Source organism: Leucobacter sp. BZR 635, from assembly GCF_048061935.2.
Lineage (GTDB): Bacteria > Actinomycetota > Actinomycetes > Actinomycetales > Microbacteriaceae > Leucobacter.
The window spans coordinates 43,188-65,563 of the sequence record NZ_JBLUNZ020000047.1 but is presented as its reverse complement, the minus strand read 5'-3'; the positions used below and the strand labels follow the sequence as shown (position 1 = coordinate 65,563).

The following is a 22,376-nucleotide window of genomic DNA, read 5'->3' as shown; positions in this document are numbered from 1 at the left end:
CGGAAGCCGCACAGCCGGCCGCACCCGAGACACCTGCTGTTGCAGCTGAGAACGCTGATGCTGCCGAAGCAGGTGCGGATACCACCGTCACCCCTGGTGCGGCGCCGACTGCAGCTTCAGTAGCGGCGGCCGTCGTATTCGGAAGCACCCCGCTTCGTCGGGGGCTCCCACGCGTCGCTGGTGGCGAGCCGTGGCCGGCCGAGGGCTTCGCCCCCGAGCCTGCCACCGCCACGCCCGCTCCGACAGTGGCTGCACCCGCCCCGGCGTCGGCGTCGGCAGCACCGGCTGCACCCGCGCCCGCCGTGGCGCAGGCTCCCGTCGCAGCGCCCGCTCCCGCCGCAGCTCCGGCTACGGTTCCGGCTCCCGCCGAACAGCCAGCGATGCCTGCAGCGGCACCCGCCGCTGCTGCACCAACGCCGGCTCCGGCTCCGGCTCCGGCATCGGCATCGGCTCCTGCACAGGCACCGGCGAAGCCGAAGCGCGAACCGCGCATGATCGGCTCGCGCTCGCTCTCGCAGTGGGTGAAGCTTGGCTCGCTCGGCGTCGCCGGCCTTATCGTGCTCGCCGGGGTCATCGTGCTCGCCGCCCGCGGTGTGACGACGTTGCCTGGCGTGCCCGAATTCGTCGAGCGCTACCCGGGTGAGTACGAGCCCGCAGTCGTCGCCGACGAGGGCTTCCCGGCGTGGGCGAGGTGGACCCACTTCCTCAACCTGTTCTTCATGGTGCTGATCGTGCGCTCTGGCCTCATGGTGAGGCACCAGCAGAAGCCCGACGCGTTCTTCACTCCGAAGCGCGGCGGGAAGAAGATCTCGATCCACCTCTGGCTGCACACGAGCATCGACCTGCTGTGGCTCGCGAACGGCATCATCTTCGTGGTGCTACTGTTCGTCACCGGGCACTGGGCGCGAATCGTGCCGACGAGTTGGGAAGTGTTCCCGAACGCGCTCTCGGCGATGCTGCAGTACCTCACGCTCGACTGGCCTGTGGAGAACGGCTGGGTGAACTACAACGCGCTGCAGCAGCTCATGTACTTCATCATCGTCTTCATCGCAGCGCCCATCGCCGCCATTACTGGCGTTCGCATGAGCGAGTGGTGGCCGAAGGACAACGCGAAGCTCGACAGGGTCTTCCCGGCCCCGCTCGCGCGCGCGCTCCACTACCCGACGATGCTGTTCTTTGTCGTCTTCGTGATCATTCACGTGTTCCTCGTGATGACCACGGGCGCGCTCCGCAACCTCAACCACATGTACGCGGGCAACGACGGCGCCGGATGGTTCGGGTTCTGGATGTTCGCCGCCGGGCTCGTGGCGATCGCGATCGCATGGGTGGTCACGCGGCCTCTCCTGATCGCGCCCATCGCGAACCTGTTCGGTAAGGTGAGCAACCGCTAGCGGAGAGCCATCTCAGCAGAGCACACAACGCGCACAGCACACAACGAGCACCAGGAGGTGTGGCAGTGGATCCCGTACGGCCGACGAGCGACAATCAGCGAAATGCGCTGAAGAACGGCACTCTGCCGGAGATCGAAGAGGTTCGGCCGGGGATCCACGCCATCGCCCTCAACATGCCCGGCATGCAGCCGCGCTACGCCTTCAGCTACGCGATCCTCGCGGGCGGCGAATCGCGCGCAGTGCACCTCATCGACGCTGGCCTCGACACCGACGAAAACTGGGCAGCGCTCAGCTCGGCGCTTGCGGGGCTCGGTCGCGAAATCAGTGACATCGCGACGGTGACGCTCACGCACCTGCACTTCGACCACACGGGGCTCGCGAATCGCATCCGCGAGGCGTCGGGAGCGATTGTGCGCATGCACGCGGCGGAGGCGGCAGCGGTCAGGGAAGGGCTGCAGTTCTCTGCGGGGCACGACGTTGGCGACATGCTCGGCCAGTGGGGTGTTCCGACGCAGTTCAGGGCGGAGCTGCTGGCGATCGCCACCGCGCGCGCAGACTTTGGTAGCGCGGTCACTATCGACAGCGAAATCACTGACGGCGATCTCCTCCAGCTGGGGGACTACCAGGCGCGCGTGATCCATACTCCCGGGCACACCACCGGGCACCTGTGCCTTGCGGTGGAGAGTGCGGGCGTCGTCTTCACGGGGGATCACGTGCTGCCGGTCATCAACCCGGGCATCGCCCTCGGGGGGAGGCGCGCCGCCGATCCACTCGGCGAGTACTACGCGTCACTCGAGCGGCTTGCGCCCTACGCTGACGCAGAGGTGCTTCCGGGACACGGCTTCCGCTTCACGAGTCTTGGTGCCCGGAGCGCAGAGATTCGCGCGCATCACGAGGCCCGGACGGCGCAGGCTGTGCGGCTGCTTGCGGCTGAACCCGGCCTCGGTGTGTGGGATCTCGCGAGCAAGCTGAGCTGGACGGGCGGCTGGGATGCGCTGCCGATCGTGTCGCGCATCTCCGCGCTCGCGCAGACCGACATGCATCGGGCGCGCGTGCTTGCAGCGGCGCAGTAGCGCTCCGGGTGCCCGGCTACTCGTGCATGCGGAGCCCCGCGATGCGGTGGCTCTCGGGTTCGAGCTGCAGCGTCGAGTGTTCGAGGTGGAAGTGCGTCATGAGGCACGCCTTCAGCTCGTCGAGCACCGCGTGGTAGCCGCGCTCGCTCCACGAATCATCGGTGATAGTGACGTGGGCTGAGAAGGCGGGAACACCCGAGGTGATGGTCCAGGCGTGCACGTCGTGCACCTCGACCACACCGGGAACCGCGAGCATGTGTGCGCGCGCCTCCTCAACATCAAAGCCCTTCGGAGCAGCCTCGAGCAGCACGGTGACGACGTCACGCAGCAGGCTGTATGCGCGCGGGGCGATGAGGAGCGCGATTGCGATTGAGGCGATCTGGTCGGCCATCATCCAGCCGGTGAACGCGATGATGATGCCCGCCACGATGACCGCGAGGGATCCGAGCAGATCACCGAGTACCTCGAGATAGGCGCCGCGGACGTTCAGGCTTTCCTTCTGCCCGGAGCGCAAAATGAGCAGCGAGACAAGGTTCGCGGCCGCGCCAATGACTGCGGCGATGAGCATCGGGGTGGACTGCACCTCGACCTCTGAGCCGAAGCGCGAGATAGCCTGCACGAAGATGACGACGGCGATGACGCCAAGCACAATGCCGTTGGCGAGCGCCGCAAGCACCTCCACGCGGAGGTACCCGTAGGTGCGCTTGGAGTTCGCGGGGAGGGTCGCGATGATGCTCGCGAGGAGTGCGATGGCGACCCCGGTCGCGTCGGTGAGCATGTGGCCCGAGTCCGCGAGCAGCGCAAGCGACTTCGAGATGAAGGCGCCGACGATCTGCACGAGAAACACGCTGAGCGTGATGACGAGTACGAGGATCAGTCGCTTCCGGTGCTTACCGGTCGCCGTGGCTGCTCCCTCGAGCCCGTGGGAGTGACCGCCGTGGCCGTCCTCGCCCGCCGCGGCTGCCGGGGCGGCGGGGTGACCGGCGCTGAACTCCGGTTCGCAGTTTTGCTCGTCCATCTTCGTCATGTTACCCGCCGATTCAGTGCGTGATTCAGGAACTCGTTGCGCGCAGGATGGCGACTCGGGTGGGGCTCCGCGCAGTCAGATCAGGTGGCCCAGCTGCCTTACGCAGCGACGACCGCCGTGTAACCAGCCTCGTCAACGGCAGCGATGACCGCGGCCTCGTCGACAGGGCCGTCCGCGGAGACGCGCAGCACGCTGGTTGCCGCGCTCACCTCGAGGCTGGTGACGCCCGAAACGCCGCTCACTTCCTCGCGCACGTGGCTCTCGCAGTTGCTGCAGGTCATGCCCGTGACGGTAAATTCGGTGGTGTTCATAGCCCCAATTTATACCCCCTAGGGGTACGTCGCAACCGGTGTTCAGCGCATCAACAGGTAGAGGGCGCCGAGCGCGGTGCCCGCGATCACCGCCCATTCAAAGGCCTGCTGGCGAATGCGCGCGGCGATCCACCGCCCGACGAACGCCCCAATAACGACGCCCGGCACGAGCAACAGGTCGAGTTGCAGCGTTGTGGTCGTGAACAGTCCGAGGCCCGCAGAGATGGGCAGCTTCACGAGATTGATCACAGCGAAAAACCATGCGGCGGTTCCCAGAAAGGTCTTCACTGGCAGCCGCGCCGTCAGGAAGTACAGCGACATGACTGGTCCGCCAGCGTTGGCCACCATGGTCGTGAAGCCACCGAGCGAGCCGTACCCGACGCGTGCCGCGAGCGCCGCCCGCTCCGGTGATCCAGAACCGCCTGCCGCCCGGCGGTGCCGCTGCCAGCGCTGGGTGAGATTGATTGCGATCAGGCAGAGCAGGATCCCGCCGATCAGTCGGCGCACCCAGGTGTCCTCTGCGAGCGCGAGGAACACCGCCCCGCACACGAGCCCCAGCGCGGTGAACGGGATGAGCTTCACCAGGGCCCGCCAGTCGGCCTCTCTGCGGTAGCTGATGAGGGCGAAGACGTCGCCGACGATGAGCAGGAGCAAGAGGGCCCCGGTCGAGGCCTTTGCCGGGAGCACGGCGGCGAAGATCGCGATCGAAATGGTGTTGATGCCGGGCAGCGCCGTCTTCGACACCCCCACCAGCACCGCCGCGAACGCGAGGAGCGCCCAGGTTGCCGGTGGGAGATCGAAGGGCGACAGTGGCATTCCCTCAGCCTACTCAGCGGCGGCTCAGGCGGCGCGATCCTGCGTCAGCTGTTCCGCGAGCGCGAGCAGCTGCGGTTCGCTCCCAGGGCGGCCAATCAGCTGCACGCCTCCAGGGATCCCCGCAGCGTCGGAGAGGATCGGTACCGCAATCGCCGGCAGCCCCGCGACATTCACCATCGACGTAAACGGGGTCCAGCGGCACTGCAGCGCGTAATCGTCGTCAGGGGAAAGCGCGGTGAACTCGCCCACGAGCGGGGGAAACATTGCGAGGCCCGGGGTGAGCACAATATCGCTCTGTCCCCACATCAACTGGACCTCGCGCGCAAAACCGCGCATCCTCGCGGCGTTCTCGCGATGCTGTGGCAGCGAGCGGGCGAGCGCCCGCCGCCGCATTCCCCGGGTGAGGGGCATGAGCCGCGACTCTTCTTCGGGCGTGAACTCCAGCAGTGAGAGGCCTGCGATCCAGCCCTCGGTGAAGAACTCGAAGTAGTCGGGGTCGTACTGAAAGTCTGCCTCGGTGACGTGGTGCCCGGCAGCGGCGAGTCGCTCGGCGGCGGTGCTGAACGCGCGGAGCGCCTCCGCCGTGAGTGTGACGTCGAGCGCCGCGTCGAAGGGCGATGCGGAGCTGACGGCGACGGTGAGGCCCGTCAGGCTCGCGGCGCGGTGCACGGCATCGCTATGCGCGCCCCGCGAGCTCGGCGCCGTCATCGCGTCCATGAGCAGCGCCGCATCGGCGGGGGTCCGGGCTATCGGGCCGGAGACAGTGAGCACGGGGGCACCGAAACTGTCTTCGTAGCCCCGCGTCACATCCCCCGGAACAGTGCCCAGGCCGGGCTTCAGGCCGATGAGGCCGCACGCGAGGGCGGGGATTCGGATCGATCCACCGCCATCGCTGCCCGGCGCGAACGGCAGGAGCCCCGCCGCGACGGCCGCGGCAGATCCGCCGCTCGAGCCACCCGGTGTGCGTGCCGGCGCGAGCGGGTTCCTCGCGGGTGCCGCGACAAGGTTCTCGGAGTAGGAGGTGAGGCCAAACTCGGGTACCTGAGTCTTGCCGAGCGAAACCGTGCCGGAGGCGCGCAGTTGCGCAACGACCGGATGATCCGCAGCCGCGATCTGCGACGGGCGAGCCGCGCTGCCAGAAGAAGTGGGCACACCCGCGGCATCGACGATGTCCTTGTGGGCGGTCGGGATACCCAGCAGCGCGGGTAGCTCCCGCTGGCCTTCCGCGTCGCCACCTCGCCACCGGGCGAACAGCGCATCGGCTGCCCGGGCGTCGCCCAGCGCGGTCTCGTCGGTCACCGTGACGAACGCACCCAGCTCTGGGAGCGCGGCGATTCTCCCGAGGTAATGCTCGGTCGCCTCAACCGCGGATAGGTCGCCGCGGCGTAGGGAGTCCTGCAGTCCGACGGCGGAGGCGAACGGCTCAGGCTGCGACGCGAAAGTACCCATGCCCCCGATGCTACGCGCCGGGGATGTTACTGGGCGGTGAGGGTGTGCTCGAAGCCGTTTCCGCTGCCGCTGCGGCGCACCGAGAGCTCGTAGTTGGTGGTGCCTTCGGTAGCCGGAATGATGGCCTCGAGCGAGTTGACCTGCTCGCCCGGCGCGGCGACGGAGTAGCTCGCGCCGCTGGCGGTCTGCAGGCCGATGCCGAGCGCGTCGGTGGTAGTGAGGAACGCGAAAGCGAAGACGTCTTCGCCCGAGCGGTCGATGACCTCGAGGGTCTCGGGGCGCAGCTTGCCCGCCTCCTTGCCCATCTCGGGGCCTTCCTGGATCTCGGTGATGATCTGCGACCGGATCTCGTCGGTGCCGCGGGGTGGTGCGTCCGAAACTACCTGCATGACGAAGGTGACGATGAGGGCCAGGGCGCCGAGCACGGCAAGCACCATGATGGCTGCTGGGGCGAGCTTGCGGCGGGTGGTCGACGAAACGGTCACAGGGGGCTCCTTCTCGGGCGGACGACTGCCCACCCATCGTAGCCCGCCCGCGCTGGATCCCTGAGTTAGTGGGCAGGAGCGGCCGTGTGGCGGCAGGCGTTGAGGTTCGCGTGCGGTGATTTACTTGTGCTTGTTGCGAATGGTTCTCATGAGCAGTTAGACTGAGATCCGTTCTCATTTAGAAAGCTTCTTATGCCCTACTCCACTTCCTCCCGCCGTGCTGCAGCCCTGATTCCCGCGCTCGCCGCACTGCTGGCGCTCAGTGCCTGCAGCCCCGCCGCCGAGACTGCGCCGGGTTCTGGCGCAGGCGAACTCAACGTCGTGACCAGCACCACTCAGCTCGCAGACTTTGCACAGCAGATCGGCGGCGACGATATCTCGCTGACGAGCCTGCTCGCAGCCGGCGCCTCGGCGCACCACTTCGATCCCTCGCCGCGCGAACTCGTCGCACTCAGCCAGGCCGATGTGCTCATCGTGAACGGTGCCGAACTTGAGGGGTTCATCGACTCCGCGATTGAGGCCTCAGGGTTCACGGGCACGCTTGTGACCGCGGCCGACGGTATCGACCTCGCTGAGGCGAAGGAGATCACGGCTGAAGGGGAGGACGAGGCGGCCACGGGAACCCCCGGCACTGACGCGCACGGCACTGATGCGCACGGCACTGACGCTGAGAGCGGGCACGAGCACGGTGCTGAAACGCACGCGGAGGACTCCCACGAGGGCCACGACCACGCGTCCGAGCCACATGCTGACGAAGCCGACGACCACGCAGGCCATGATCACGGCGACCACGCAGGCCATGACCATGACCACGACCACGGCGATCACGGCGACCAGGGCGATCACGCAGATCACGATCACGATCACGGCGACGTGAACCCGCATCTCTGGACCTCCCCGCGTTATGCCTCCCTCATGGCAGCGGAGGTAGCCCGCGGCCTTGCCGCAGCCGATCCCGAGCACGCCGACGACTACCGTGAGCGCGCAGCAGCCTACGAAGCCCAGCTTGCTGAGCTCGACAGCTGGGTCGCCGAGCAGTTCGAGCGGGTCCCCGCCGAGCAGCGCGTGCTCGTGAGCGGCCACGACTCGCTTCGCTACTACCTCCACGACTACGGCATCAGCTACGCTGGCGCGATCATGCCAAGCTTTGAAGACAACGCCGAGCCGAGCGCGGCAGAGCTCGATGAGCTCACCGCCCGCATCAAGGAACGCGGAGTGCGTGCGATCTTCGTCGAATCCTCAATGAGCCCCAAGCTCGCCCGCACCATCGCCCGCGAGGCCGGGGTGACTGTGGTGGACGGCGAGGCGCTCTACGCAGACTCCCTCGGGCCCGCCGACGGCGCAGCGGCCACCTACGTTGGAGCGACCGTGCACAACACCCGCGTGATCCTTGAGGCGTGGGGCGCAGACGTCTCCGAACTCCCCGCGACCCTGGGGGCGAAGTCGTGAGTGGCGAAATCGTGAGTGGCGCAGGCGCCGCGGCGCTTGAGCTCAGCGGGGCCGCGTTTGGGTACGGTGGCGTAACGCGGGTGGAGGATCTTGACCTGCGCGTTCCCACGGGTGCCGCGGTCGCGCTCATTGGGCCGAACGGCTCGGGAAAGTCGACGCTGCTGCGTGGAATCCTGGGGCTCGCTGACATCACCGCGGGAAGCGCCCGCGTGCTCGGCACCACACCAGAGGCTGCCAGGCGCAGCGTCGGCACGCTGCCGCAGTCGGATGCGCGCGACACGAGCCTGCCGGTGACGGTGCAGACCGTCGTAACGATGGGGCTGTACCGCGAAGCCGGCCCGTTCCGACGTATTGGCCGGGCGGGCCGAGAAGCAGTGCAGCGCTCGCTCGAACTCGTCGGGCTTGCGCCGTTTGCAGGGCGTCTCTTTGGCGAGCTTTCGGGCGGGCAGCAGCAGCGGGCGATCCTTGCGCGCGCGCTCGTCTCGAACCCGAGTCTGCTGCTCCTCGACGAGCCATTCAACGGTCTCGATCGTGACAACCGTGAGATGCTGCTCGACCTCGTCGCCCGGCAGCGCGAGGTGGGCCGCACGGTGATCGTCTCCACGCACGACTTGGAGATCGCGAAGGCCGCCTGCACACACGTGCTGCTTCTCGCGAGCGGCCACGAGCCGGGGGAGCCCGGCCACCCCGCCGCATTCGGCACGCTCGAGGAGGCGCTCACGCTCGACGCCGTGCAGCACGCCTTCCACGACTCAACGGTCGAGATCGACGAGCACACTGTCACCACGAGGCGAGAGGTCGATACGCCGTGATGCTCGGTGTCGTGCAGGCTGCGCCCGGCGTCGTCAGCGTCTTCGGCCTGCCGTTCATGCAGCGCGCGCTCATCGCGATCGCGGTGCTCGCGGTCGCCGCCGCGATCGTCGGCGTCTTCATCAACTTCCGCGAACTCGAGTTCGTGAGTGACGGCCTGGTGCACGCTGTCTTCCCGGGGCTGGTTATTGGGTCGATGGTGGGGGGAACCGCGGGGCTGCTCCCGGGGGCGGTCGGCGCCGCCGTGCTTGCGGCGTTGCTGTTTACCCTGCTCGGGCGCAGCGGCTCACACCGCGGCGGCAGCGTAGCATCGCGAGACGCCGGGATTGCCGTCGTGCTCACCGGCCTCTTCAGCCTCGGTATTGTGCTCGTCTCCCGCAGCGAGAGCTACGTTTCGCAGCTGCAGGAGCTCCTGTTTGGGCGGATCCTCACGGTGACTGACGCGCAGCTCTGGCAGATCGCCGTCGTCGCCGCATTCGCGATCTCGATCATCCTGCTCACCCGCAGGGCACAGCTGTTTCGCGCGTTCGACCCGGCAGGCTTCCGGGCATCGGGCTTCAGCGAGTTTCGAGCAGACCTTGCACTCAACATCGCGGTTGCGCTGCTCGTCGTGGCGGGCGTGCAGGCGCTCGGGGTGCTCATGGTTGTTGCGATCCTCGTGCTGCCCGTCGCGGTCGCGCGGCTCCTCACGCGCCGCTTGCTACTCCTCGCGCCCGTTGCGGCGCTCGTGACGCTTGCGGCGGGAGTTGCGGGGCTCTGGGGGTCATTCGAGTGGTCGCTGCGCGGGGAGGTTTCGGCCTCGCCGGGGGCGATGATCGTGCTCACCCTCGTCGCGATCTACGGCGCTGCGGTGCTCGGGTCGGTGGCGGTGCGCGCGTTCAAAAAGAATCGGGATCGTCGCACGCAGGCCGCTGCAGCTACCGCGCAGCCTGACCGGCCCGCCGGCGCACGAACGGGGGTGTGTGCATGAGCTACCTCGGACTCGCAGCGCTCGAACTGGTACTGCTCGGCCTGCTCGCCGGCGTCGCCGGCACACTCATCGTGTTTCGAGGGCGGTCGTTCTTCGCGGTCGCGCTCAGCCACGCGACCTTCCCCGGCGGTGTGATCTTCGCGCTCGCCGGCTGGAATCTGCTCATCGGGCAGGCGCTGTTTGCTGCGCTGCTCGTGCTGCTCATGGGCCTGCTTTCGCGGATCCCCGGCCAGGGCGGCCAGGTGTCGAGCGGCATCGTGCTGTCCCTCGGCTTCGCGCTCGGTGCGCTGCTCTCGAGCGCCAACCCCGGCCTCGGGGTGCCAGTCGATGCGCTGCTCGTCGGGTCCCCGCTCGGAGTGTCAGGCAGCGACGTGGCGGCGACGGCCGCGGTGTTGGTGCTGTCGCTCGGCGCGGTTGCGCTGTTCGGCAGGCGGATCCTCTTCCACACCTTCGACCCGGCGGGTTTCACCGCTGCGGGCTTCCGGTCGGGCCCGGTCGAGCTCGTGGTGGTTGCGGTCATCGCCGCCTCCGTCGTCGTTGCTATGCCGGCTGTCGGGGCGATCCTCGGGGTGGCGATCCTCATCGCGCCCGCTGCGGCAGCACGGCTGCTCGCGCCGACAATCGCCTGGGTGCCCCCGATTGCCGCGCTGCTCGGCGTCGGAAGTGGGCTCGCGGGGCTGTGGGCGTCGCGTGCGTTTGACATCGCGGCGGGCGGGGCGATCGGGCTTGCAGCGACCGCGGTCTATGTTGTGGCGCTCGGCGTTTCGGTGCTTGTGAAGAAGCTCCCCGGAGTCTCCGCTAGCGTTAGAGCTGGTTCTCCAGCTGCAGTGATCACGGGAGGTGAGTGATGCAGCCGAAGCGAAATACTTGGCAGCGCGAAGCGGTGCGCGTCGAACTCGTTGACGCGCCGGGCTTTGTGAGCGCCCAAGAGTTGCACCGACGCCTGAAAGACGGTGGATCGACCGTTGGGCTCGCGACCGTGTACCGCGCGCTCGCGCACCTCGCGGAGGTCGGTGACGCCGACTCGCTACAGTCTCCCGAGGGGGAGACGCTGTTTCGCTCGTGCGAGACGACCGCGCACCACCACCACCTTGTGTGTCGCAAGTGCGGCGAGACGCGCGAGCTCGCCGCGACCGTCGTGGAGGACTGGGCGAATCGCGTCGGGTCGAAGCACGGCTTCACCGAGATCGGGCACGTGGTGGATCTGTTCGGGCTGTGCCCGAGCTGCTCGGCGGCCGAGTAGCCCGGGCTCAGCGCCTGGGCGCGACCGTCACAAACTCGGCGTACTTCGCGGTGCGGCCGTCGCCGCTCGAACGGCCGGTGAGCCGGCGCCCGATCCACGGCAGCACGTGCTCGCGGGTGTACTGCAGCTGATCCCGCATCGTCGGGACGGCGAGCGGCTCCGCGGTCAGCACCCAGTCGGCCGGTGCGTCATAGCCGAGGGTGCGCAGCACGTTGGCGGCGACGCGGTGGTGACCGACCGGTGCGAGGTGGAGCCGATCCCGCGACCAGTACTGGCTGAGCGCGAGCTCCGGGTCGCTCCAGTTGTTTGAGAAGCGGATTCCGAGCCGCTCGGCGACCGCGCCAGCCGCGGCGGTCAGCTCGCTGCCCTTCTTACTCACGGTTGAGCCGTTCGGCAGCCCGGCAGTCGGGTTCGCGCCGGCAAGCAGCAGCGGCTCGATCCCCGCGGACTGGATGCGGCGCAGCGCGCCCTCGGTGTCGGAGATGATCGACGGAACGTCGGTTCCCGGGCGCAGCATGTCGTTGCCGCCACCGTTGAAGCTCAGCAGCGTCGGGCCGAGCGCGATCGCCGGCTCGAGCTGCTCTGCGAGGATCGGCGCGAGCAGCCTGCCGCGGATCGCGAGGTTTGCATACTCGATCGGCTCGCCGGTCGCGTCGGCGAGGCCCTGCGCGACGAGGTCTGCCCAACCGCGCACGCTGCCGTCGGGTTGTTCGTCACCGACTCCCTCGGTAAAACTGTCTCCGATTGCGACGTAGCGAATGACTGCCATCGCTCCAGCCTACGCCGCCTTGTCGCGGCATGGTGCAGCAAACTTGGCCTTGACATTGACGTAACGTCAAGTTTTAACGTTGTCTCCGAGGGCAGAAAGGAGCCGTCATGGAGTATTCCATCCAAGAGACAGCGCGCGCGGCGGGAACCACCTCGCGCACGCTGCGGCACTACGACAGCCTGGGCCTCGTGCGGCCGTCGCGAGTCGGCGGCAATGGCTACCGCTTCTACGATGACCGCGCGCTCGTCAGGCTGCAGCGGGTGCTGTTGCTGCGCGAGCTCGGCCTTGGACTTGACCGCATCGCCGAGGTGCTCGCCGCGCAGGACGCGCGCGGCGAGGGCAGCGACCCCGCTGCGGCCGAGGCGACGCTCCTCACCGCGCACCTCGAACTGCTCAGGCGCGAGCGCGGGCGGATCGACACGCAGATCGGCGCAGTTCAACGCACGATCGCGGCCCTCACCTCACCACACGAAAGGACAGGACTCATGAACGCGAACATGTTCGAAGGATTCGACCACACCGCACACCGCGAGGAGGTCACCGAGCGCTGGGGGAAGGACGCCTACGCGAAGAGTGATCGCTGGTGGCGCGGGCTCACCGGGAGCGAACAGCAGCGGTGGCAGCAGGACGTTGGCGCGCTCAACGCCGATTGGAGCGCAGCGGCAGACGCGGGGGAGGATCCCGCCTCGGAGGTTTCGCAGGCGCTCGCTGCCCGGCACATCGCCTGGCTCGAGGGCTTTCCGGGGGCGCCAAGTGGCGAGCAGTTCTTCCCCTATGTGCGGGGACTCGGCGAGATGTATGTCGCCGATGAGCGCTTCGCCGCGAATTACGGCGGCGTGAAGGGCGCCACGCTCGTGCGTGATGCCTTACGGGTCTTCACTGCGAGCTAGATCGTTGCGAACTCGCGGCTCGCGGCTCGTCAGAGCTGCGAGTGTACGTCCTGCCCCTCGCAGGGTGCCGCCCCTCGCATCCTCACCGACCCGATTAACCTGGACCGAGCCTTGCGAGGGCCGTACACGGGGCGGAATGGATTACACGGGGGATTCAGGATGAGGCAGCGGAGAGTTGCCGGCTAGACGGCCGCGGGGCGGCTGTCGCGCACATCGTCGATGCGCTGCTGCTGCTCCGGGGTGCGCGCGAGCGGGGGAACGACCTCCTGCTGGTCGTTCACGATGACGACGTCGTGGTCGACGTGGTCGACCATCGCGTGCACGGCGTCAATGAAGTCGCGGCGGCGGATCGCGTCGAGCACTCGGTGGTGATCGCGCTCCATCTCGGCTCCGGTCGCGACGTTCGCGAGTCGCCCGCGGTGCTGCGGGGTGCGCAACTGGTCGTTGATGCCGGCGTAGAGCGCGGCCAGCAGCCGGTTCTTTGCCGCGTCGAAGATGAGACGGTGGAAGCGGCTGTCGAATGCGCCGTCGCCCGAGTCCGAGAGACTCAGAACGGGGCAGCGCGAGCAGCCGACCTCTTCAATCGTGGCACGTTCGAGCGCCGCAAGGTCTTCGTCTGAGCGGTGCAGGGCTGCCTGCTGCGCGGCCTCGACCTCGAGGGCGCGGCGGTAGCTGAGGATCTCCTCAAGCGAGAAGTCTGCGAGAAACTCGTCGAGCAGCGAGCTCGTCGGCGAAGCTGAGCGAACGAATGTGCCGCGGCCTGGCGCGGTCTCAAGCATTCCCATGCTCGCGAGCGAGCGCACTGCCTCGCGCACCGTCGAACGGCCAACACCCATCTGCTCGGAGAGCTCGGGTTCGATCGGGATTCGCTCGCCGACCGCCCACTCGCCGGTGGAGATCTTGCGTCGAAGGTATGAGAGTGCGCCGCGTGCGCGCTCGGAGCCAGTTGTGATCGCCATGCTGTACTCCTGTCCACATCACTGCTGCGTCGCTGTTATTCCACCCAGTCTATCGGGTGCACGCTACCCAGAACGAGTGTTCCCGGGTAGCGTAGCGAACATGACAAGTCATCCGAGTCGCGGCGCTGTGAACCCGTACGCCGGGATGCCGGAGAAACCAGGGTTCGTCCTGACGAGTACCGATATTCAAGACGGTGAGCCGCTCCCCGCCGAGCTCTACGGCGAGGGCGCGGGCGGCTCGAACCGTTCCCCGCAGCTGAGCTGGTCGGGGTTCCCGGCCGAGACGAAGAGCTTTGCCGTGACCTGCTTCGATCCCGATGCCCCGACTGGGTCGGGGTTCTGGCACTGGGCGGTCGCGAACATTCCCGCGAGCGTCACAGATCTCCCCGCTGGCGCGGGCGCTCCGGGGGAAGCCGGTCGTGCACTGCTGCCTGAGGGCGCGATCACGATGCCGAACGAGCAGCGCGAGCCCGCGTTTGTTGGCGCAGGTCCGCCCGAGGGCACCGGAGTCCACCACTACTGGTTCGTCGTCCATGCGCTCAACGTCGAGCACATCGAGATTGACCCGCAGGCAACGCCCGCGGTGCTCGGCTTCATGATGCGCGACGCGGTGCTCGCACGCGCGATCATCGTCGCCACGGGAGAGTTCGGCGGCGCGGCCTAGGCCCAGCCCCACCCGGCGCAGGCCCAGCCGGCCCAGCCCAGCCGGCCCAGCCCAGCCGACCCAGCCCCACCGCACCCGGGCCCGAGCGCGCAAACGCGTATTCAGTGCCGGGCGCAGACACATTTGCGTCGTCTCGGGGACGCGTGGCGGGCACGGGCGGGCCGCGGGCGGGCGGATGCCGCGCACGGCAGCCCGCCCGAAGCGTAGGATTGATGCAGCCTCTTCGAAAGCGAGACCCCTCATGTCAGTGTCGATCCGTTCCGGGTTTGAGCGAATTCCCTCCTACCGTGCAGGGAAGCCTGCGCAGCTCGGCCCCGATGGGCTGAGCGCGAAGCTTTCCTCGAACGAGAACCCCTACGATCCGCTGCCCTCGGTGCTCGACGCGATCACCGCCGCGATTCCGAGCTCGGTGAACCGCTACCCGAGCATCGCGGCACCGGAGCTCACCGCGGCCCTCGCAGAACGGCTCGGCGTTGAACCGGAAAACCTTGCGTTTGGTGCGGGATCGGTGGAGGTAGCCTCCCAGCTCATTCACGCGCTCGCCGGCGCGGGCGACGAAGTCATGTACGCGTGGCGGTCGTTCGAGGCTTACCCGATTCTGGTGCAGCTTGCGGGCGCGACGCCCTGCCAGGTGCCGCTTGATGCCGACGGCAAGCACGACCTGCCGGCCATGGCCGACGCGATCACCGAGCGTACGAAGCTCATCTTCGTGTGCAACCCGAACAACCCGACGGGCACCGTCGTCACGCATGCCGAGGTCGAAGCGTTTCTCGCGCGGGTACCCGAAAACGTGCTCGTCGTGCTCGACGAGGCGTACGTGCACTTCAACGTTGACTCGGACTCCGCTGTCGGGCTCGACTTCTTCAAGCGCTACCCGAACGTCGCGGTGCTGCACACGTTCTCGAAGGCGTACGGCCTCGCCGGTCTGCGGATCGGGTACGCGGTCGCGCAGCCGGACGTCGCTGAGGCGCTGCGCAAGGCCGCGATTCCGTTCGGTATGAGCGCGCTCGCGCAGGTCGGCGGCGTCGCATCGCTTGCCGCCGAGGCCGAGCTGCAGGAGCGCGTCGACGTGCTTGTCGCTGAGCGCGCACGCGTGATTACCGCGCTCCGCGCCGCAGGGCTGCCGGTCATCGACTCGCAGGCGAACTTTGTGTGGATCCCCGCAGGAGACGCGAGCGAGGCAGTCAATGACGTGTTCAGCGCTCGCGGGGTGTCTGTTCGTTGCTTCCCCGGCGACGGAGTTCGCGTCTCGATCGGAGCACCGCACGAGAACGACGCCGTGATCGAGGTCGCAGGATCGGCGGCGGCGCGACTGTGAACAACTGTGGAATCGTTCTCGGCACTGGCGCCGGAACACGCAGAACAATCCAAGACACACCAGGAGGCGCGACGTGATTGGCGCAATTGAAGTTGGACTTCTTTACGGCATTTTCGCTCTCGGGGTATATCTCACCTTTCGGGTGCTGAACTTCCCAGACCTGACGGTTGATGGCAGCCTGACGACCGGTGCCGCGACCGCGGCCGCCCTCATCCATGCCGGGCAGAACCCGCTGCTGGCGACGCTCGCAGGCGGCGTGACGGGCATGATCGCAGGCGCCGTCACCGGCATCCTGCACACGAAGGGCAAAATCGACGGGCTGCTTGCCGGCATCCTCACGATGATCGCGCTGTGGTCGATCAACCTGCGCATCATGGGCAAGTCGAACCTTCCGTTCCTCCGCGAGGACACCCTGATCAGCCCGCTGCGCGAGGCCGGGCTCATGGGGAAGACGTGGTACGTCGTGCTGATCTTCCTCGCGGTTGTGCTCTTCTTCAAGCTGCTCGTTGACTGGTTCCTGTCGACCGATGTGGGACTCGCGATTCAGGCGACGGGCAACAACGAGCAGATGATCCGCAGCTTCGGCGTCAACACCGACGGCATGAAGATCCTGACGCTGTCGCTCTCCAACGGCCTCGTCGGTCTCGCGGGCGCGCTCATCGCGCAGTTCAACGGTGTCGCAGACATCAGCATGGGCATCGGTGTGATCCTCGTGGGTCTCGCATCAGTGATCCTCGGCCAGGCGCTCCTCGGGCAGCGGTGGATCTGGCTCGCGACGCTCGCCGTCATTGTCGGCGCGGTGCTCTACCGCATCATCATCTTCGGTGCCCTCCGCATCGGCTTCAACCAGGACGACATGAAGCTCATGACGGCCCTGCTGGTGGTCGCTGCGCTGCTGCTGCCGCGCTGGGGCTTCCTCAAGCGGATCCCGTCGTGGAAGAACCGCGGCAACCGGAAACCGGAGCCACTGACCGAACCGGCAGCCGCCGCAGCGAAGGGGGCATAACCATGTTGAACATCACCAGCATTTCTAAGACCTTCTTCGCCGGCACCGTCAACGAGCGGCGCGCGCTCGTCGACGTGAACCTTGAGCTTGCCGAGGGCGACTTCGTGACCGTGATCGGGTCGAACGGCGCGGGCAAGTCGACGCTGCTTAACGCGATCTCGGGCCGCTACCCGATCGACTCGGGTGACATCACCATCGATGGGGCGTCGGTCGCGCGTCTCAAGGAGTTCAAGCGGGCCCGCTTCGTCGGCCGTGTCTTCCAGGATCCGATGGCGGGAACCGCGCCCGACCTGACGATCGAACAGAACCTCGCCCTCGCGCTGCAGCGCGGCAAGCCCCGCGGGCTGCGGCTCGGCATCACGAAGGCCCGCCGCGAGCGCTTCACCACCGAACTCGAGTCGCTCGAGCTTGGCCTCGAGAACCGACTCACCGCGAAGGTCGGCCTGCTCTCGGGCGGGCAGCGCCAGGCGCTGTCGCTGCTGATGGCTGGGTTCACCCAGCCGCGGATCCTGCTCCTCGACGAGCACACCGCCGCGCTCGACCCGCAGCGCGCAGCGCTCGTGACGGATCTCACCGAGCGCATCGTGACCGAGGGCAACCTCACGACGCTCATGGTGACCCACAACATGGAGCAGGCGATCAAGCTGGGAAACCGGCTCATCATGATGCACGAGGGCAGAATCGTGTTCGAAGCGGACGCGGAGCAGAAGGCGGGCCTCACCGTCCCGATGCTGCTCGCCGAGTTCGCGAAGATCAAGGGCGCAAGCTTCGACGACCGGGCACTCCTCGCCTAACCGCCGTCGGGGCGGCGTGCCCGTCTCGTTTGCGTAACTGTTCACCCCCAAGCCCGTGAGGGGCCCCCTCGGCACCGGGTACGATGCTGGAAACGGCTAAGGCCTTTACCGTTTCCCGCGCCGCTGCGGAGCTGCAGCGGCAGACTTGAAGAAGGACCGATTACTATGCGAATGACCTCGTTCCGCCGTTCAGGCATCGCTCTCGCTGGCCTCGCTGTGGCCGCGCTGACTCTGAGCGCATGCTCCTCCAGCCCGGCCGAGACCGAGTCAGGTGACGACGCCAAGGCTTCCTACAAGATCGGTGTCAGCCAGTTCGTGCAGCACCCCGCGCTCGACGCGGCGACCGAGGGCTTCAAGCAGGCCTTCGACGACGCGGACATCGACGTTGAGTGGGACGACCAGAACGCCAACGGTGATCAGGCGACCGCCGTCTCCATCGCACAGAGCTTCTCGTCTGCTGACCTCGACCTCGTGCTGGCAGCGGCAACACCGTCGGCGCAGACCGCCGCGCAGGCAATCACCGATAAGCCCATCCTCTTCACCGCCGTCACCGACGCCGTCGAGGCACAGCTCGTTGCGTCGAACGAGGCACCAGGCGGCAACATCACCGGCACGAGTGACCTCGCGCCCTTCGACGAGCAGCTCGCCCTGCTCCAGGAGGTCGTGCCTGGGGCTAAGAAGGTTGGCATCGTCTACGCCTCTGGCGAGGTGAACTCGCAGGTGCAGGTTGACGCCGTCACCGAGGCGGCCGGCCCGCTCGGCCTCGAGGTCGTCACGAAGACCGTCACCACCGCGAACGATATCGCCGCAGCCACCGAGGCGCTCGGCGACGTCGACGCTATCTACGTGCCGACCGACAACATGGTCGTTGCGGGCCTCGCGTCGCTCGTGCAGGTCGCAGAAGATAAGCAGATCCCCGTGATTGGTGCCGAGGCTGGCACGGTCGAGAACGGAGCCGTCATCACGCTCGGTATCGACTACACGAAGCTCGGTTACCAGACCGGCGAGATGGCGATCAAGGTGCTCGAGGGTGCCGAGACCGCGACGATGCCCGTTGAGGTCTCCAAGGAGTTTGCCTACGTCGTCAACGAGGACGCGGCAAAGCGCATGGGGGCGACGATCCCCGAGGCGATCCTCGCCGAAGCAGAGAAGGTCGAATAGCCCTCCCTGCCCGCTGAATAGCCAGAGCCCCGCACGCCGAAAGGTGCGCGGGGCTCTCGCGTGTTCCCGGGGTTTCGAGAGGTGCCCGCCTTAGAGTGGGGACATGGGAGACGAACGGGCAGAAGGCGCGCCGCTGTGGGAGTCTGTCGCAGATGCCGCACAGCAGCGGGTACGCAACTGGGTCGAGGCAGCTACCCCAGACGGTGAGGAACGGCAAGAGACCCGCACCACCCTGCTCGGCGACCTCGCGGCCAACCCCGAGAGCCTCGACTTCACTCGGCGACTCATCGACGCGCTGTTCGGCACCTCCGACGCGTTCACCGCGGCCCTCGGGCTGCGCGAGGTGACCCGCGGCGAGCTCCCGGAACGCATGCCTACCCGCGACCGGCTGCTGCTGCGCGCCGGCGGCTTCGCATCGCTCGGACTGCCGTGGGCGGTGCGGCCCGCGGTGCGGAAAAACCTGCTCGCGCGCCTCCCCGACGTGCTGCTCCAGGTCAAGCTCCCGGGCCGCCTCACCGCACTCACCGAGACGCTCCGCGGCTACCGGGAGCACGGCCACTCCGTACTCCTCGCCCTCCACGGCGCAGAAGTGTTCGGCGAGGTTGGCGGCGACACCGAAGCGCAGCGGCTCATCGCGCTCGCCGAGCACCCGGCGGTGAAGGATCTCGCGTTTGATCCAGCGCGGCTCGTACCCAATGCCACCGAGTGGTCGATCGAAACAGACGTCGCGCTCGCCGCAGCACGGGCGCGCCCGGTGCTTGAGGCGGCACTCGCCCACGACGTGCGGCTCATCATTGAGCCACGCGACACGGTGTGGGCGAAGCAACTCGGCGACTTCCTTGAGCGCGCGCTCGCGTGCGCCGAGCTCGACCGCCTCGAAGTGGGCGTGCGGCTGTTTGCCGAGCTGCCCGAATCGTGGGAGAGCTACGCGGCGATCCACCGCTTCGCGCGCAGGCGCGTCGCAGACGGCGGTGCCCCCGTCGAAGCCGTGATCGGCTTCTCGCAGGTGGCGGCGGCTGAGCGGGCAGCCTCGATCCACAGCGGCCTACCGGTGCCCGTGATCGAAGACGCAGCCGAACGGACCGCGCAGCTTCTGCGGCTCATCGAGGTCGCGCTCGAACCGGGCAGAGCCGCCGTGCTGCGGCCGGTGATCGCGAGTGAGGATCCGCTGGTCGTCGCGGCGACGCTCGAAGCGGCCACCCGGCTGGGGGCTGAGAAGCTGTTCGCGATCCAACTGCGCTGCGGCCTCGCCACCGAGCTCGCCGAACGGATACTGGCCGAGGAACCGGCCCCCGAGGTGCGCCTGCGACTCCCCGTCACCCCCAAGGGCGAATACGGCGAGGTCGTCGGCTACCTCGTCGGCCTGCTTGCCGAAGCGGCAGACCACTCCGCCGGCCCGCTCACGCTCACCGAGCTCCGTGACGCGGCTACGCGCGCGACGCAGCCACCCCAGCCCAGCCACCGGCAGCAACAGCGTGCACGGGAGTGGGATCCGTCTGAGCGCGACAGCGCCCTCTTCTACCGCGCCCCCGACGAGCCCGCGACGCAAGACACCGGCGGACTCACCGCCGCCGTGCTCGGCCTCGCGCGCGAGGCGACCGGCGAGATCGTACTCGAGGCAGCGGCACCGCTGCGCGCGATCCCCGTCGTGTCACGCACCGGGTTCGCGAACGAACCGCCCACCGACGGCAGTCTCCCCGCCAACCGCGAGTGGGCGCGTGCGCTGCTTCGCAGGGCCGGGGAAACCGCTGAACAGGGGGCCCGGCTCGACGAGACCATCGCACTCACCGACGCAGACCTGCACCCCGACGCGGCAGCGCTCGCCGCCCGCGAGGCCGCGCAGCGCTGGGCCGAGCTGCGCCACGAGGGGCGCGCGGTTCGCCTCCGCCGCGTCGCGCTCGCGACCGCCGCAGCCCGCGACCGACTCATCACTGAGCTCGCGGCAGAAACGGGCGCACCGTTCCCGGAGCTCGACGCCGCGGTGAACCACGTCATCGACGCGGCCCGCTACGCCGCCCAGCTCGCCGACGGGCTCCGCGTCGTCCGCGGAGCAACCTATGTGCCCGACCGGCTCGTGCTCGTCGTCGCCGACGCCTCAGCCCCCATCGCGCCCCAGGCCGCAGCCGTGCTCGCCGTGCTCGCGAGTGGTTCGGGGGCGCTGTGGGCGGTGTCGCCCGGGGCCCTCGCCGCCGCGACAGCCTGTGTTGAAGAGTGGGAGGCCGGAGGCCTCACGCCCGGCGCGATCCGCCCGGTGAGCGTCGTCGGGGAAGAGGCGTTCGCGGCGCTCGGCGCGAGCCCGCACGTTGACCGCGCCGTCGTGCTTGGGGACCGGTCGCTCGGGCGCGACCTCTCCCGCCGCCGACCAGACCTCCGTGTCGAGGGCCACTTCACCGCGCGCGGGTCGATGCTCATCACCCCCTCGGCCGAACGAGAGCGCGCGATCGCCGACATCATTGACTCCGCGTTCCGCGGTACGCAGACCTCGCTCGGCAGCACGAACGCCGTGATCCTGCTCGCCAGCGTCGCGCGCTCGCGCAGCTTCCGTGCCGCGCTCGCTGACGCCGTCCGGCGCCTGCGGGTCGGGGACTCCGCACGGCCGCGCGGCGCTGACCCCCTTAGCTTCGACGTCGGGCCGCTCGCCGCGCCCCCCGGCCCGGCAGCCCTCGCTGCGCTCACCGAACTCGGCCCGGGTGAGGAATGGCTCGTGCGCCCCGAACAGCTCGACAGCGCCGGAAGGCTTTGGTCGCCCGGCGTGCGGCTGGGCGTCTCCCCGGGGGCGCCGTTCTGGGACGATGCGCGGGGGCTTCCCCTCATCGGCGTGAGCACCGCGCAGATGCTCAGCGACGCCGTGTCCCAGCAGAACGCCGGCGGAAGCGGTGCCGTCGCAGGGATCCAGTCGTGGGACGAAGATGAGACCCTTGGCTGGCTCGACAGCGTGCAGGCCGCCAGCCTCACCGTGAACCGGGCGACGAGCGCGGCCCGCATCGAGCGGCAACCCTACGGCGGCTGGAACGACGCTGTCATGGGCATGCCCGCCCTCAGCGGGGGCCCGCACTGGCTCGTCGCGCAGGGCTCGTGGGAGCGCAGGCTCGGCCAACGCAGCGACACCCTGCACCTGCGCGGACTCACGCCCGAGGTGGCACTCCTCATCGAGGCAGCGCAGAGCGCCCTCAGCTACGAAGAGTTTGACGAACTCCGCAGGGCCGCCCTCGGCGACCAGCTCACCTGGCAGACCGACCTCGGGGTCGTGGCAGACACCATCGGGCTCGGCGTCGAACGCAACGCACTACGCACCTTCCCGGTCGCGGTGCACGTGCGGCTCGCAGAGAACGGCTCGGTTGCCGGGCTGTTCCGCGTGCTCGCCGCGGCGCTCCTCGTGCGGGCCCGCCTCACCGTGTCCACGGGAACTGTGCTGCCGCCGACAGTGTCGGAGCTGCTCGCTGCGCAGGGCATCGAGGTCTCGCTCGAACGCGACGACGCCTGGCTCGAGCGGCTTGCCGCGGAGGGGCCGACGGGGCCAGACGGTTCCGTCGCGCGGCGCGTGCGGCTCATCGGAGGCGACCGGGTGCGTGTCGCCGAGTGGATGGGCGGGCTCGACCGCGCAGCCCTCTGGGCAGAACCCGTGACGATGGCTGGGCCCGTTGAGTTGCTCACGCTGCTGCGGGAACAATCGATCTCGGTGCGGGCCGAACGCCACGGCCTCGCGGAGGTCGCGCCCGGCCTCGACGCGCTGCTCGACGGATGAGGCCGACTCCGGCTGAGCCGTCACTTTCGCCCCGCGCGAGCGGGCG

The 22,376-nt window shown here is 68.4% G+C and carries 21 protein-coding genes; 14 read left to right on the top strand and 7 right to left on the bottom strand.

Translation table 11 applies throughout. From position 1 onward, the window contains the following. Together ACI1US_RS09975 and ACI1US_RS09970 are read left to right on the top strand one after the other, a co-directional pair. Positions 1-1,391 (top strand): cytochrome b/b6 domain-containing protein (locus ACI1US_RS09975; RefSeq protein ID WP_461640116.1); only part of this gene is annotated, 1,391 nt, incomplete at its 5' end. Positions 1,392-1,456: 65 nt separating this feature from the next. Next, on the top strand, positions 1,457-2,464 hold the full coding sequence (locus ACI1US_RS09970) for an MBL fold metallo-hydrolase (protein ID WP_461640114.1): 1,008 nt from the start codon (positions 1,457-1,459) through the stop codon (positions 2,462-2,464). Between the two features lie 16 nt (positions 2,465-2,480). Here the strand turns inward: ACI1US_RS09970 and ACI1US_RS09965 are convergent, their stop codons facing one another. The 5 genes from ACI1US_RS09965 to ACI1US_RS09945 form a co-directional block, all read right to left on the bottom strand. Further along, on the bottom strand, positions 2,481-3,482 hold the full coding sequence (locus ACI1US_RS09965) for a cation diffusion facilitator family transporter (RefSeq protein WP_461640112.1): 1,002 nt from the start codon (positions 3,480-3,482) through the stop codon (positions 2,481-2,483). A gap of 107 nt (positions 3,483-3,589) precedes the next feature. After that, positions 3,590-3,802, bottom strand: a complete 213-nt coding sequence (locus tag ACI1US_RS09960; RefSeq protein WP_461640110.1) for a heavy-metal-associated domain-containing protein — start codon at positions 3,800-3,802, stop codon at positions 3,590-3,592. 42 nt (positions 3,803-3,844) lie between these two features. Then, entirely contained in the window at positions 3,845-4,618 is a 774-nt protein-coding gene (locus ACI1US_RS09955) for a sulfite exporter TauE/SafE family protein (RefSeq protein WP_461640108.1), read from the bottom strand. 24 nt (positions 4,619-4,642) lie between these two features. Beyond that, entirely contained in the window at positions 4,643-6,067 is a 1,425-nt protein-coding gene (locus ACI1US_RS09950) for an amidase (protein ID WP_461640106.1), read from the bottom strand. 26 nt (positions 6,068-6,093) lie between these two features. Next, the gene (locus tag ACI1US_RS09945; RefSeq protein WP_461640104.1) at positions 6,094-6,552 is read right to left on the bottom strand and encodes a hypothetical protein; all 459 of its coding nucleotides are present in this window, start codon (positions 6,550-6,552) and stop codon (positions 6,094-6,096) included. Between the two features lie 192 nt (positions 6,553-6,744). Here ACI1US_RS09945 and ACI1US_RS09940 point away from each other — a divergent pair, with 192 nt between their 5' ends. Genes ACI1US_RS09940 through ACI1US_RS09920 form a run of 5 tightly spaced genes read left to right on the top strand, consistent with a single transcriptional unit; the run spans position 6,745 to position 11,024 of the window. Beyond that, on the top strand, positions 6,745-8,001 hold the full coding sequence (locus ACI1US_RS09940) for a metal ABC transporter substrate-binding protein (protein ID WP_461640102.1): 1,257 nt from the start codon (positions 6,745-6,747) through the stop codon (positions 7,999-8,001). Then, entirely contained in the window at positions 7,998-8,813 is an 816-nt protein-coding gene (locus ACI1US_RS09935; protein ID WP_461640100.1) for a metal ABC transporter ATP-binding protein, read from the top strand. Before ACI1US_RS09940 ends, ACI1US_RS09935 begins: the two co-directional genes overlap by 4 nt. Next, the gene (locus tag ACI1US_RS09930) at positions 8,813-9,781 is read left to right on the top strand and encodes a metal ABC transporter permease (RefSeq protein WP_461640118.1); all 969 of its coding nucleotides are present in this window, start codon (positions 8,813-8,815) and stop codon (positions 9,779-9,781) included. The genes ACI1US_RS09935 and ACI1US_RS09930 overlap by 1 nt, the downstream gene beginning before the upstream one ends. Next, positions 9,778-10,629, top strand: a complete 852-nt coding sequence (locus ACI1US_RS09925; protein WP_461640098.1) for a metal ABC transporter permease — start codon at positions 9,778-9,780, stop codon at positions 10,627-10,629. Before ACI1US_RS09930 ends, ACI1US_RS09925 begins: the two co-directional genes overlap by 4 nt. Continuing rightward, the gene (locus ACI1US_RS09920; RefSeq protein WP_461640096.1) at positions 10,629-11,024 is read left to right on the top strand and encodes a Fur family transcriptional regulator; all 396 of its coding nucleotides are present in this window, start codon (positions 10,629-10,631) and stop codon (positions 11,022-11,024) included. Before ACI1US_RS09925 ends, ACI1US_RS09920 begins: the two co-directional genes overlap by 1 nt. A gap of 7 nt (positions 11,025-11,031) precedes the next feature. Here the strand turns inward: ACI1US_RS09920 and ACI1US_RS09915 are convergent, their stop codons facing one another. Continuing rightward, a complete protein-coding gene (locus ACI1US_RS09915; RefSeq protein WP_461640094.1) occupies positions 11,032-11,793 on the bottom strand; it encodes an SGNH/GDSL hydrolase family protein in 762 nt (253 codons plus the stop codon). 107 nt (positions 11,794-11,900) lie between these two features. Between ACI1US_RS09915 and ACI1US_RS09910 the strand changes: the two genes are divergently transcribed. Next, the gene (locus ACI1US_RS09910; RefSeq protein WP_461640092.1) at positions 11,901-12,683 is read left to right on the top strand and encodes a MerR family transcriptional regulator; all 783 of its coding nucleotides are present in this window, start codon (positions 11,901-11,903) and stop codon (positions 12,681-12,683) included. 182 nt (positions 12,684-12,865) lie between these two features. On the opposite strand, the gene ACI1US_RS09905 is transcribed toward ACI1US_RS09910, so the two are convergent. Further along, a complete protein-coding gene (locus tag ACI1US_RS09905) occupies positions 12,866-13,642 on the bottom strand; it encodes a FadR/GntR family transcriptional regulator (RefSeq protein ID WP_416549725.1) in 777 nt (258 codons plus the stop codon). 100 nt (positions 13,643-13,742) lie between these two features. On the opposite strand from ACI1US_RS09905, the gene ACI1US_RS09900 reads away from it, so the two are divergent. The 6 genes from ACI1US_RS09900 (at position 13,743) to ACI1US_RS09875 (ending at position 22,330) form a co-directional block, all read left to right on the top strand. Continuing rightward, positions 13,743-14,306 (top strand): YbhB/YbcL family Raf kinase inhibitor-like protein, encoded by a 564-nt coding sequence (locus ACI1US_RS09900; protein ID WP_416549723.1) that lies wholly within the window; start codon positions 13,743-13,745, stop codon positions 14,304-14,306. Between the two features lie 241 nt (positions 14,307-14,547). Continuing rightward, positions 14,548-15,624, top strand: coding sequence for a histidinol-phosphate transaminase (gene hisC, locus ACI1US_RS09895; RefSeq protein WP_416549722.1), 1,077 nt, complete (start codon positions 14,548-14,550; stop codon positions 15,622-15,624). A gap of 73 nt (positions 15,625-15,697) precedes the next feature. Then, positions 15,698-16,630, top strand: a complete 933-nt coding sequence (locus ACI1US_RS09890; protein ID WP_416549720.1) for an ABC transporter permease — start codon at positions 15,698-15,700, stop codon at positions 16,628-16,630. Between the two features lie 2 nt (positions 16,631-16,632). Further along, positions 16,633-17,424: an ABC transporter ATP-binding protein gene (locus tag ACI1US_RS09885; protein WP_416549719.1), complete on the top strand. Its 792-nt coding sequence runs from the start codon at positions 16,633-16,635 to the stop codon at positions 17,422-17,424. 165 nt (positions 17,425-17,589) lie between these two features. After that, positions 17,590-18,585 carry an ABC transporter substrate-binding protein gene (locus tag ACI1US_RS09880; RefSeq protein ID WP_416549718.1) on the top strand — a complete coding sequence of 332 codons (996 nt, stop codon included), beginning with the start codon at positions 17,590-17,592 and terminating at the stop codon, positions 18,583-18,585. Positions 18,586-18,688: 103 nt separating this feature from the next. Beyond that, positions 18,689-22,330, top strand: a complete 3,642-nt coding sequence (locus ACI1US_RS09875; RefSeq protein ID WP_461640087.1) for an aldehyde dehydrogenase family protein — start codon at positions 18,689-18,691, stop codon at positions 22,328-22,330. Positions 22,331-22,376 lie beyond the last annotated feature (46 nt).

Excerpts from the sequence above, each read along its gene's own strand:
- ACI1US_RS09965 (WP_461640112.1), bottom strand. The coding sequence starts at position 3,482 with ATGGACGAGCAAAACTGCGAACCGGAGTTCAGCGCCGGTCACCCCGCC.
- ACI1US_RS09960 (WP_461640110.1), bottom strand. The coding sequence starts at position 3,802 with ATGAACACCACCGAATTTACCGTCACGGGCATGACCTGCAGCAACTGC.
- ACI1US_RS09955 (WP_461640108.1), bottom strand. The coding sequence starts at position 4,618 with ATGCCACTGTCGCCCTTCGATCTCCCACCGGCAACCTGGGCGCTCCTC.
- ACI1US_RS09950 (WP_461640106.1), bottom strand. The coding sequence starts at position 6,067 with ATGGGTACTTTCGCGTCGCAGCCTGAGCCGTTCGCCTCCGCCGTCGGA.
- ACI1US_RS09940 (WP_461640102.1), top strand. The coding sequence starts at position 6,745 with ATGCCCTACTCCACTTCCTCCCGCCGTGCTGCAGCCCTGATTCCCGCG.
- ACI1US_RS09930 (WP_461640118.1), top strand. The coding sequence starts at position 8,813 with ATGCTCGGTGTCGTGCAGGCTGCGCCCGGCGTCGTCAGCGTCTTCGGC.
- ACI1US_RS09925 (WP_461640098.1), top strand. The coding sequence starts at position 9,778 with ATGAGCTACCTCGGACTCGCAGCGCTCGAACTGGTACTGCTCGGCCTG.
- ACI1US_RS09920 (WP_461640096.1), top strand. The coding sequence starts at position 10,629 with ATGCAGCCGAAGCGAAATACTTGGCAGCGCGAAGCGGTGCGCGTCGAA.
- ACI1US_RS09915 (WP_461640094.1), bottom strand. The coding sequence starts at position 11,793 with ATGGCAGTCATTCGCTACGTCGCAATCGGAGACAGTTTTACCGAGGGA.
- ACI1US_RS09910 (WP_461640092.1), top strand. The coding sequence starts at position 11,901 with ATGGAGTATTCCATCCAAGAGACAGCGCGCGCGGCGGGAACCACCTCG.
- ACI1US_RS09905 (WP_416549725.1), bottom strand. The coding sequence starts at position 13,642 with ATGGCGATCACAACTGGCTCCGAGCGCGCACGCGGCGCACTCTCATAC.
- ACI1US_RS09900 (WP_416549723.1), top strand. The coding sequence starts at position 13,743 with ATGACAAGTCATCCGAGTCGCGGCGCTGTGAACCCGTACGCCGGGATG.
- hisC (WP_416549722.1), top strand. The coding sequence starts at position 14,548 with ATGTCAGTGTCGATCCGTTCCGGGTTTGAGCGAATTCCCTCCTACCGT.
- ACI1US_RS09885 (WP_416549719.1), top strand. The coding sequence starts at position 16,633 with ATGTTGAACATCACCAGCATTTCTAAGACCTTCTTCGCCGGCACCGTC.
- ACI1US_RS09880 (WP_416549718.1), top strand. The coding sequence starts at position 17,590 with ATGCGAATGACCTCGTTCCGCCGTTCAGGCATCGCTCTCGCTGGCCTC.
- ACI1US_RS09875 (WP_461640087.1), top strand. The coding sequence starts at position 18,689 with ATGGGAGACGAACGGGCAGAAGGCGCGCCGCTGTGGGAGTCTGTCGCA.